Annotated in this window: 10 protein-coding genes; 5 read left to right on the top strand and 5 right to left on the bottom strand. The window is 57.3% G+C overall.

Features of this window, described 5'->3' with window-relative positions; all coding sequences use genetic code 11:
* Positions 1 to 273: 273 nt before the first annotated feature.
* From QP904_RS10915 to QP904_RS10905, 3 genes are read right to left on the bottom strand one after another with little or no spacing between them, the layout of a single operon-like run.
* Positions 274 to 1245 carry a hypothetical protein gene (locus QP904_RS10915; RefSeq protein WP_023020122.1) on the bottom strand — a complete coding sequence of 324 codons (972 nt, stop codon included), beginning with the start codon at positions 1243 to 1245 and terminating at the stop codon, positions 274 to 276.
* A complete protein-coding gene (locus tag QP904_RS10910; RefSeq protein WP_023020123.1) occupies positions 1242 to 2045 on the bottom strand; it encodes an AAA family ATPase in 804 nt (267 codons plus the stop codon). The genes QP904_RS10915 and QP904_RS10910 overlap by 4 nt, the downstream gene beginning before the upstream one ends.
* Entirely contained in the window at positions 2042 to 2416 is a 375-nt protein-coding gene (locus tag QP904_RS10905; protein WP_023020124.1) for a GntR family transcriptional regulator, read from the bottom strand. The genes QP904_RS10910 and QP904_RS10905 overlap by 4 nt, the downstream gene beginning before the upstream one ends.
* Positions 2417 to 2619: 203 nt before the next feature.
* Between QP904_RS10905 and QP904_RS10900 the strand changes: the two genes are divergently transcribed.
* Positions 2620 to 3717 (top strand): NYN domain-containing protein, encoded by a 1098-nt coding sequence (locus QP904_RS10900; RefSeq protein ID WP_023020125.1) that lies wholly within the window; start codon positions 2620 to 2622, stop codon positions 3715 to 3717.
* On the opposite strand, the gene QP904_RS10895 is transcribed toward QP904_RS10900, so the two are convergent.
* Together QP904_RS10895 and trxA are read right to left on the bottom strand one after the other, a co-directional pair.
* Positions 3714 to 4451 carry a PspA/IM30 family protein gene (locus QP904_RS10895; RefSeq protein ID WP_086588336.1) on the bottom strand — a complete coding sequence of 246 codons (738 nt, stop codon included), beginning with the start codon at positions 4449 to 4451 and terminating at the stop codon, positions 3714 to 3716. The two genes, QP904_RS10900 and QP904_RS10895, sit on opposite strands and share 4 nt — an antisense overlap.
* Positions 4452 to 4535: 84 nt before the next feature.
* Positions 4536 to 4904, bottom strand: coding sequence for a thioredoxin (gene trxA, locus QP904_RS10890; RefSeq protein ID WP_005325956.1), 369 nt, complete (start codon positions 4902 to 4904; stop codon positions 4536 to 4538).
* Between the two features lie 118 nt (positions 4905 to 5022).
* On the opposite strand from trxA, the gene QP904_RS10885 reads away from it, so the two are divergent.
* The 4 genes from QP904_RS10885 to QP904_RS10870 are packed head-to-tail and all read left to right on the top strand — an operon-like array spanning position 5023 to position 9189.
* Positions 5023 to 5223 (top strand): heavy-metal-associated domain-containing protein, encoded by a 201-nt coding sequence (locus QP904_RS10885; RefSeq protein ID WP_023020127.1) that lies wholly within the window; start codon positions 5023 to 5025, stop codon positions 5221 to 5223.
* A gap of 8 nt (positions 5224 to 5231) precedes the next feature.
* Positions 5232 to 7385 carry a heavy metal translocating P-type ATPase gene (locus QP904_RS10880; protein WP_200288523.1) on the top strand — a complete coding sequence of 718 codons (2154 nt, stop codon included), beginning with the start codon at positions 5232 to 5234 and terminating at the stop codon, positions 7383 to 7385.
* Positions 7386 to 7394: 9 nt separating this feature from the next.
* Entirely contained in the window at positions 7395 to 8696 is a 1302-nt protein-coding gene (locus QP904_RS10875) for an MFS transporter (protein ID WP_023020129.1), read from the top strand.
* Positions 8686 to 9189 carry a VanZ family protein gene (locus QP904_RS10870; protein ID WP_023029499.1) on the top strand — a complete coding sequence of 168 codons (504 nt, stop codon included), beginning with the start codon at positions 8686 to 8688 and terminating at the stop codon, positions 9187 to 9189. The genes QP904_RS10875 and QP904_RS10870 overlap by 11 nt, the downstream gene beginning before the upstream one ends.

Here is a 9189-nt window from a genome sequence, read left to right as displayed (position 1 = left end):
CCAATCAACACACAACCATGCACACAAAAAATAAAAAGTACATTGGCACACTATTGAGTTCTCAAACATCACCACCACACAACAACGACACACTTGCGTGTGTAGCTCGTCGTGAGCGAAAAATTTATTTTGTCAGGGCCTGTTTTCCTATCGCCGCTTCAGCCAGGAACTTTCTTGTTCCTGTGGGGCGCTGTCGGTCGCGCTGACTCGTATTAAGTTACACAGCGACTCAAACAAACACAAATCCCCAGGACAATTACTATTTTGGGAGCTTTAAGATACGCCCATCCAACGACTCATTCCGCCGCCGTGAACATTCGCTCGGCGAATGTAGCTGGGGAGGGTCAATGCCCATACTGCATAGAAGGCCACCGCCAAGAAGAACTTGGCAATTGCGGGGATGGGGGTCTGGACGTAAATGACGACTATTCCGGCTATGAGGACCGCATAGAGGATGAATAGGTACCAGTTCTTCTTTCCCAGAAATTCCAGCGTGACCAAAACCGGGGCACAGGTCGCACTAAGCAATGCGATGGCCGTAACGAGTTCACTGTCATTCGTCAGTGCTGCGCTGATACTGATGGCTGCGAGGACAGGTATCAGGCCGAGCACTGCAGTATGCAGGGCCCAATCTCTACGACTTCCTCCCATAACCGTGTATTCGCGGAGGGATTTTCTTAAGCTGCCCAAGACCGCCCCGAGCAGCACAACAGTCAGTACCCAGATGAAGATGCCGAGGAATTCGAGCACTGAAGCCGCGTCCTCATACTGGTAGAGAACTAAGCCAATCATCTGCGCCAAACACGCCCCACACCAAGCTTTGGCCTGCGGGCGATAGATCGTTTGCCCGGCCAAGGTGCGGGGGAACCAACCAAATCCGCTCGAAGGTTGCACGCCAACAGTGGTGTACCCGGAGCGTTTCGGAGTGGCGCTGCGATACATGGCCCATAGCGTCGCGACTGCATAAACAGGCAATGCCCACCACAGCTGCACAGTGAGAGCGCCCACGGCTGCCGCTAGTGCGAGTAGCGCGACGAGAATGCGACGATGTTCGTTCCAGATTTTCGATCCCAAGCCCACTAGTTGATATTTCTGAAAGTCAGGCTGCAGGGAGAGCACGAGCCCCAAGGAAGCGATTACGGGGAGCACGCTCCATGTTCCCTCTGCCATGACTGGCATGACCAATAATGCGAACAGGAAAAAGGTCCAGAGCCACCAATCGCCTAGGTACCACAGTAGTTTCATGCTCTCTCCTCTAATGCCAGCACCGCACGCTCTAAAGAGACCTCATTGACACGCAGGCCGTTGGCCTGGGCAATGCGAAAAATGGGATCGGTCGAAGCGGAGCGGGCGTCGATAAGCACGCGATCCCCTAAGGACGTGGTTGTCCTAGTCAGCTCAGGAAGGCCCAGCTCCTCGGCCGCTGCGGTGAGAGACTCGGATGGACCAGTGAGCTCCAGAATCCCCTCGATGAAGTCATCGATTGGACCGGAAATTGGATTATCTCCCATGAGAGAAACGGTATCGAGAAGGCCCGCCACCTCATTGAGGTGATGGGTGGAAATGACCATGGTGCGGCCGTGTTCCTCTCGCAGCACCTGATAAAAGAGCTCCCGGCGCTGTGCATCGAGGCCGAGATAGGGTTCGTCGAGAAGCATGACTTCGCAGCCAGATGCAACGGCGAAGATGAAGCCCACCGCAGACTTTTGCCCGCGGGAAAGGGAAGAATAAGCCTTGGCCGGAACATCAAAGCGAACCAGCAGCTCATTAAACCGCTCATCGTCCCATCGCGGCCACCGTGCCTTTCCTATGACGCCCAGCTTTCCGATGCCCCAGGAATCCGGTAGCGGGTTATCAATCCCCATCAAAATGACTCGGTTGAGAACCGATTGATTATCAAAAGGGTTCTCCCCGAAGACCGTTATCCCGCCTGATTGGATTTGGCCGGCGATCTTGCGCAGGAGCGTGGTTTTGCCTATGCCGTTGGGGCCAACTAGGCCGTGCGTCAGGCCATCGGCAAAGGTGAAATCTCGTGTCTTAATCATGAGTACATTCCTCGGCTTTCTGCAACGCGATCAAATAGGTCATGGAGTTGGGCGCGGTGGTACCCCAGCCGCACAGCTTCATCCACAAGCGGGGCCATGTATTCCGCCGCAAAATCGGCCCTGCGGCGCTCGCGGATCTTCGCCAGGGCACCGTCTGCGACAAACATGCCGATGCCGCGACGCTTATCCAGCACACCAATATCCACTAGGAGGCTTATCCCCTTGCGAGCGGTGGCCGGGTTGATGTTGTGGAAGTCAGCAAGCTCATTAGTGGACGGAGCCCGGTCCCCCTCGCCCAGGGTTCCGTCCACAATGGCGTCTTCCACCAAGGAAGCAATCTGGCGGAAGAGTGGTTGGGTGGAATTATCCATTAACCCTCGGTTCGTTGGTTAGCTACTTGTGTAACCAACCATATCGGCAACAGTCCACCGCTGCAATACTTCCGTAGAGAAAACTTTTTTGCCCCTACTGCGCTGGGATTTTGTCCAAGGTTATCGACGTTTTGTGACTAATGGGGCACACTGGAAACCACAAAGAATTTTATTTAGAACAATTAGAACGGAACTTAGGAGCCATGCTTGAACGCACACTTGTCTTTGTCGATACCTCATACTTGCTCGCAAGCTTTTATAACTCATGGGACACCGGAGCTCGCGCGCAACTAGAAATCGATCTACCCGAGGTGGTCAGCACGATGGGCGGGATGATCGAGAACCAACTGGGAACCCCGATCCAACGCCAATACTGGTATGACGGCATTCCCGATACCGGCCCGCACCGCTACCAACGGGCGTTGCGCACCTGCGAAGGCGTACAACTACGCACTGGCCAGCTCATCGAGTGGGGTGAGCGCCGCACCCAAAAGGCCGTGGATACCCGGTTGGTGGCGGATATGGTCATCGCCGCCATGAAGGGTCAATTCACTGATTTTGTTCTCGTCAGCGGCGATGCAGACATGATTCCCGGTGCCCAGGCAGCCGTGGACAATGGCATCCGCGTGCATCTTTATGGATTTGGCTGGGACTCCATGTCCTCCGCCCTGCGCCATGCGTGCGATTCCACCACCATTTTGGACCCGCGCGAGGACTTCGCCGATGCTATGGAATTGCAGGTATTGGAAGGCCCGCTTCCGCCAGTGGTGCGCGAAAACGCGCACAAGGACAGCGAGGAAATGCCGGAGCCGGACGAATGCGGCGAGCCTTCGGAGGTGGAAGCAGCCTTCGGTGCTACCGAAAAGCCCACCCCGGCCCCAACGCCCAAGCCGGCTCCGCCCAAGGTGGATGCTGCAGAGGATTCCCCCGCCGAGGAGGACTCTCCCGCGGAAAAACCAGCACCAAAGCCATCCATGATGGCTCCTCGCCGCAAACTGCGCTCTAAATATGTTCCGCTGCCAGAAGAAGTGTGGAGCTCGGCTGGATTCCAGTCCCCCTTTGACGTGGGCCAGCAATACGCCTCGTGGTGGTTCGATAACGCTGCTAGCACCGAGCAGCGCGACCAGGCACACCTGCTTTCGGGCGGCGGGCTTCCCCCGGAGATCGACCGCCCATTACTGCAATTTGCCTGCGAAACCCTGCACGAATACACCCTGACCGAAACTCAGCGCGTGAACCTGCGCGATGGTTTCCACTCGGGGATTCGTGGGGTTTTAATTAACGTTCGCCGGCAGAATTAATCGCCGGACTCGAGCTCTTTCTTCTTCTTAATATCCGCCCGGATGGCATCAAGGCGCGCAGTCGCCTTCATGTCATTGCCGGCCGCTTTAATCTCACTAATGCGATCACCGCCGGTAGCATGCTGCAATTCTTGCGCGCCCAGGGCATCGGCGTAGCGCTTTTCAATCTTGGCGCGCACAGAATCAAGAGTAGGCACGGAATCATCCGGGTTTAGCTGATTCATGGATTCAATGGCCTGAGCGTTCTTTTCTTGCATCGCTGCTTGATCCGCTTGGGCCTCCAGCTGGCTAACCTGGGCTAGCTGCTCCTTCAAGCGCGCCTCAGACTGCTGCTGCTGGCTCTTGGCCTGCGCGGCAGCTTGCTCTGCGGCAGCGTACTGCTGCTTGACGTCTTCCAGTTCCTGCTCCACTGCAACCAGCTGAGAAGCAACAACTTCCGCAGCCTGGTTATATTCGGCAGCCTTTTGCGGATCCTCCGCCGCATCTGCCAGTTCCAATGCACGCTGGGTTTGAGATTGGTAGTCCTGCTGGGACTTCACCAGGCGGTCCATCTGCATTTCCAGCTGAGACTTATGGCCGATGATTTCTGCGGCGTGCTCAGAAATCTGCTGGTGCTGCTCCTTGGCTGCCTGAACAGCCTGCTGGATCTGCACCTTCGGATCAGCGTTCTCATCAATCTTCTGATCGAAGGAACTCATCATGTACTTCCAACCTTTGCTGAAAGGGTTAGCCATTATCTTCTCCTTTGGAAATAAAAAAGACGCTTTCTAGCGAGTTTAGCGATACTCACCAGAAAGCGCCGAGGAAGCTAGTAGGTATTAGCCCTGCGCATTTTGCTCTTCTACCTGGCGGCGGACCTCTGCCATGTCGAGTTCCTTAACCTGCTTGAGTAGGTCTTCCAATGCTGCAGGGGGCAGCGCGCCAGCCTCACGGAATACCAAGATGCCATCACGGAAAATCATCAGCGTTGGAATGGACTGAATCTCCAGTGCGGATGCAAGGCCCTGGTTAGCCTCGGTATCCAGCTTGGCAAAGGTAGCATCCGTGTGCTCTTCGGAGGCCTTTTCAAAAACCGGCGCAAAGCGCTTGCACGGTCCGCACCAATCGGCCCAAGCGTCTACGAGCGTAATGCCTTCGCCGGTAACGGTTTCTTCAAAGTTTTCTTCGGTGACATCGATAGTAGCCATGCTTGATCTAACTCCTTTACGTATCGCTTTATTCCCCCAACGTACCTGAATCATCCTTGTCACATACCCCTAGGGGGTATAAAATCGGTACAGAAATCAACCCAAAGGAAGGATCATTATGAGCACCAAGAACTACACCGTAGAGGGCATGACCTGCGGACATTGCGAAATGTCAGTAAAGGAAGAAGTCGGCGAAATCTCCGGCGTTAGCGAAGTCACTGCAGACCACACCACCGGCGCGGTTACGGTTAGTGGCACCGATTTCACCGATGAACAGGTAGCGGCCGCTGTAACTGAGGCCGGCTACACGTTGAAGTAGGCACCGCCATGTCCCACTTGGACCTTGGCGTCACGGGCATGACGTGCACTTCCTGCTCCTCCCGCGTCGAGCGCAAACTCAACAAGCTTGACGGGGTAAGCGCCAGCGTCAACTTTGCCACCGAGGCAGCGGCCATCGAGTATGACTCCCAGACGGTTAGCCCGCAGGAGCTCATCTCGGTGGTTGAGGGCGCAGGTTACGGCGCTTTCGACATGGCCGAGACGAAGGCAGAGGATCCCCAGCCTAAGAAGGATGATGGCGACGCGTTGCTGCGCCGCACCATTGTCGCCGGAGCTTTATCGCTGCCGCTCATGGTGGTATCGATGTCGCCGGCCCTGCAATTTCCCAATTGGCAGTGGGCCTGCGCCATCATCGCTACCATCGTCTACATCTTTGGTGGCGCACCTTTCCACACCGCCACGTGGACGAACCTTAAGCACGGTTCTTTCACCATGGACACGCTCATCACCATGGGAACTTCGGCGGCCTACTTCTGGTCGCTGTGGGCGCTGTTTGTCGGCAACGCGGGCGAACCGGGCATGAAGATGCACATGTCGCTGGATGCAAACGCGGCACAAATGGACCACATCTATTTTGAATCCGTAGGCATGGTCATTACGTTCCTGCTGCTCGGCCGCTGGTTCGAGGCGCGGGCCAAAGGCCAGTCTTCGGAGGCGCTGCGGGAGCTGCTCTCCTTAGGAGCTAAGGAAGCCTCGGTACTTACCGCACAGGGCGAGCGGCGCATCCCTATTGCACAGCTGCAGGTAGGCGATGTCTTCGTAGTCCGCCCAGGCGAAAAGATCGCCACCGATGGCATCGTGAAGGCGGGCAACTCGGCCGTCGATACGTCCATGATTACCGGCGAGCCAGTACCCGTTGAGGTGAGTACCGGCGATGCGGTCACTGGTGCAACCATCAACGCTTCGGGCCGCATTGAGGTGCGAGCCACCAAGGTGGGCGAGGATACGGTACTGGCCCAGATGGCCCAGCTCGTCACAGATGCCCAAACCTCCAAGGCACCAGTGCAGCGCCTCGTGGACCGCATCGCGCAGGTCTTCGTCCCTGTGGTGATTGCGGTAGCTGCGCTTACGCTGATTGTTCACCTCTTCTTCGGCGGGATAGCCCCGGCCTTTATCGCCGCCGTATCCGTTCTCATTGTGGCCTGCCCATGCGCCATGGGCTTGGCGACGCCCACCGCTATCCTCGTCGGCACCGGCCGCGGGGCACAGCTCGGGCTTGTCATTAAGGGCCCGGAAATCTTGGAGTCTACGCGCCAAATCGACACCATTGTGATGGATAAAACCGGCACGGTCACGGCTGGAGAGATGTCCGTTACCGCCGTCCACGGTGACGTGCTCGAGCTGGCCGCGGCCGTCGAGCACAATTCCGAACACCCCATCGCCCGTGCCATTGCCCAGGAATGCAGCGTGGAACCGGCTACCGAATTCGCAGTAGTTCCAGGCGGCGTGGAAGGAACTGTAGAGGGGGTCCGAGTGGGCGTCGGCAAGCCGCAAGGCCCCTTGGGGGACTTAAAAGCACCATTCCGCGAGGCACAAGACTCTGGTGCCACGCCGGTGGTTGTCTCCGTGGACGGCCAACCTGCCGGAATCATTGAGGTCCGCGATACCATCAAGCCCAGCTCTGCCGCCGCAGTGGCACAGATGAAGGAACTTGGGCTTACCCCTTACCTGCTAACCGGTGATAACGCTGGAGCCGCCCACGCCGTGGCCGCCGAGGTAGGAATCGAGCACGTCAGAGCCGAAGTCCTCCCAGAAGACAAGGTAGATAGCATCAAGGAACTGCAACGCTCCGGGCATACCGTGGCGATGGTCGGCGACGGCATTAACGACGCCGCCGCCCTTGCCCAGGCGGACCTTGGGCTCGCCATGGGCGCGGGTACCGACGTGGCAATTGAAGCCTCTGATATCACCCTGATGAACGGCGATCTACGCTGCGCTGCTGATGCCATTCGGCTCTCGCGCCGCACGCTAGCAATTATCAAGGGCAACCTTTTCTGGGCCTTTGCCTATAACGTCATACTCATTCCTGTTGCCGCGCTTGGCCTGCTCAACCCATTATTTTCCGGCCTCGCGATGGCACTGAGCTCGGTTTTTGTGGTTACCAACTCACTACGCCTGAAAGGTTTTTCTGTTCAGCGATAGTATTATCGCATGCTCAGCCGCACCGAACGTCTCGATCGCCTTCCCGTCACCTCTAAGCACAAGCGCCTACTCTTAGGTTCCGGCCTTGGATGGGCGCTTGATGCTATGGATGTCGGGTTAATCTCCTTCATCATGGCCGCCCTTGCCGTTCACTGGGATCTAGGTGCCAGCCAGACCTCCTGGTTGGCCTCGGCAGGCTTCCTTGGCATGGCGCTCGGTGCAACCTTTGGCGGATTGCTGGCAGATAAATTCGGCCGCCGCAATGTCTTTTCTCTCACCTTGCTTGTCTACGGCTTGGCAACAGGGGCATCCGCGCTAGCTGGGGGACTTACGGTTCTCATCTTCTTCCGATTCATCGTTGGGTTGGGCCTCGGAGCCGAGCTACCAGTTGCCTCCACGCTCATATCCGAATTCGCGCCTCGGCGGGTCCGCGGAAGGATGGTAGTCATTCTCGAGGCATTCTGGGCCTTGGGATGGATCCTTGCGGCCATCATCGGCACTTTCGTGGTGAGCACATCTGAATCCGGTTGGCGCTGGGCCCTGGCCCTTGGCATGCTGCCAGCCGCGTATTCAATCTATGTGCGCCGCGGTCTACCAGAATCTGTGCGTTTCCTTGAATCCAAAGGCCGCCATGATGAGGCCGAAGCTATCGTTGCCAGTTTCGAAGCCGCGGCGGAAAATCGCCCGCTGGACGATGCCCTCCCAGAGCCCACACCTTCCCCCGCAGCGTCTATCTGGAGTCCGCAGCTACGAAGGAGGACCGCGGCGTTGTGGACCATTTGGTTCTGTGTAAACCTCTCCTACTATGGCGCCTTCATCTGGATTCCCTCTCTGCTAGTAGCCGACGGTTTCTCCCTAGTGAAGTCTTTTAGTTTTACCCTCATTATCACCCTTGCCCAGCTGCCTGGCTACGCGGTGGCAGCTTGGCTCATCGAGCTCTGGGGCAGGCGGGTAACCCTCGCGGTATTCCTGCTCGGCTCGGCAGCAGCAGCCGGCCTATATGGAGCAGCAGCTACGGAAGCATTGATCATCCTGGCTGGTTGTCTGCTCTCCTTCTTCAACCTCGGCGCCTGGGGAGCCCTCTATGCCATCGGTCCGGAGCTGTATCCCACTTCATTGCGAGGGCGTGGTACGGGAGCGGCAGCAGGCTTCGGTAGGCTAGCATCTATTGCGGCCCCACTAATCGTCCCGCCACTGCTTGCTGCGGGTGGGACGGCCTGGTTATTTATTGTATTCGCCGCAGCATTTGGCATTGCGGCTGCCGCCGCCTTCAGTCTGCCCGAGCAGAAAGGAATAGCGCTTGCTCAGTAGGCTCTCCCTCGCCGCGTGGACGGCCGTTATGGTCGCATTGACCACGCTCAAGCCTTTCTACCAAATCGGCTATTTGTGGAAACCGGAAAATCAGCGTGCGCGAGAACTGCGCTGGGTGCCGCTGGATGAATTCTGCGGCGGCAGCTGGTTTGGTCCGCTATTTGAGTACGCGGGAAACACGGCCTTCTTTATCCCGTTTGGAATGCTGGTGTTTAGTCTGTGCCGTTCCATTAAAACCACTGTGGCGTGGGGATTTGGCCTGAGCCTAGTGCTGGAGGTGTGCCAATATGCGTTTGCCCTTGGGCGAACGGATATTGATGACCTCATATTTAACACCGTGGGCGCACTCATCGGTGCGGCGTTCGCCCGCCTATGTGGCGAACGCTTCTTCCCCGTCTGGCGCTGGTTAGCGCTTGCCGCAGCTGCGGTTTTCCTGGTGTTGGTTATCCTCGGCCCACGATTGGGCGATCCCAATGCGGTGGTCGACCTGTAA

Origin of the sequence: Corynebacterium nasorum (genome assembly GCF_030229765.1) — a bacterium.
Lineage (GTDB): Bacteria > Actinomycetota > Actinomycetes > Mycobacteriales > Mycobacteriaceae > Corynebacterium > Corynebacterium kefirresidentii.
This window is presented reverse-complemented; position numbering and strand designations above follow the sequence as displayed.

Excerpts from the sequence above, each read along its gene's own strand:
- QP904_RS10915 (WP_023020122.1), bottom strand. The coding sequence starts at position 1,245 with ATGAAACTACTGTGGTACCTAGGCGATTGGTGGCTCTGGACCTTTTTC.
- QP904_RS10910 (WP_023020123.1), bottom strand. The coding sequence starts at position 2,045 with ATGATTAAGACACGAGATTTCACCTTTGCCGATGGCCTGACGCACGGC.
- QP904_RS10905 (WP_023020124.1), bottom strand. The coding sequence starts at position 2,416 with ATGGATAATTCCACCCAACCACTCTTCCGCCAGATTGCTTCCTTGGTG.
- QP904_RS10900 (WP_023020125.1), top strand. The coding sequence starts at position 2,620 with ATGCTTGAACGCACACTTGTCTTTGTCGATACCTCATACTTGCTCGCA.
- QP904_RS10895 (WP_086588336.1), bottom strand. The coding sequence starts at position 4,451 with ATGGCTAACCCTTTCAGCAAAGGTTGGAAGTACATGATGAGTTCCTTC.
- trxA (WP_005325956.1), bottom strand. The coding sequence starts at position 4,904 with ATGGCTACTATCGATGTCACCGAAGAAAACTTTGAAGAAACCGTTACC.
- QP904_RS10885 (WP_023020127.1), top strand. The coding sequence starts at position 5,023 with ATGAGCACCAAGAACTACACCGTAGAGGGCATGACCTGCGGACATTGC.
- QP904_RS10880 (WP_200288523.1), top strand. The coding sequence starts at position 5,232 with ATGTCCCACTTGGACCTTGGCGTCACGGGCATGACGTGCACTTCCTGC.
- QP904_RS10875 (WP_023020129.1), top strand. The coding sequence starts at position 7,395 with ATGCTCAGCCGCACCGAACGTCTCGATCGCCTTCCCGTCACCTCTAAG.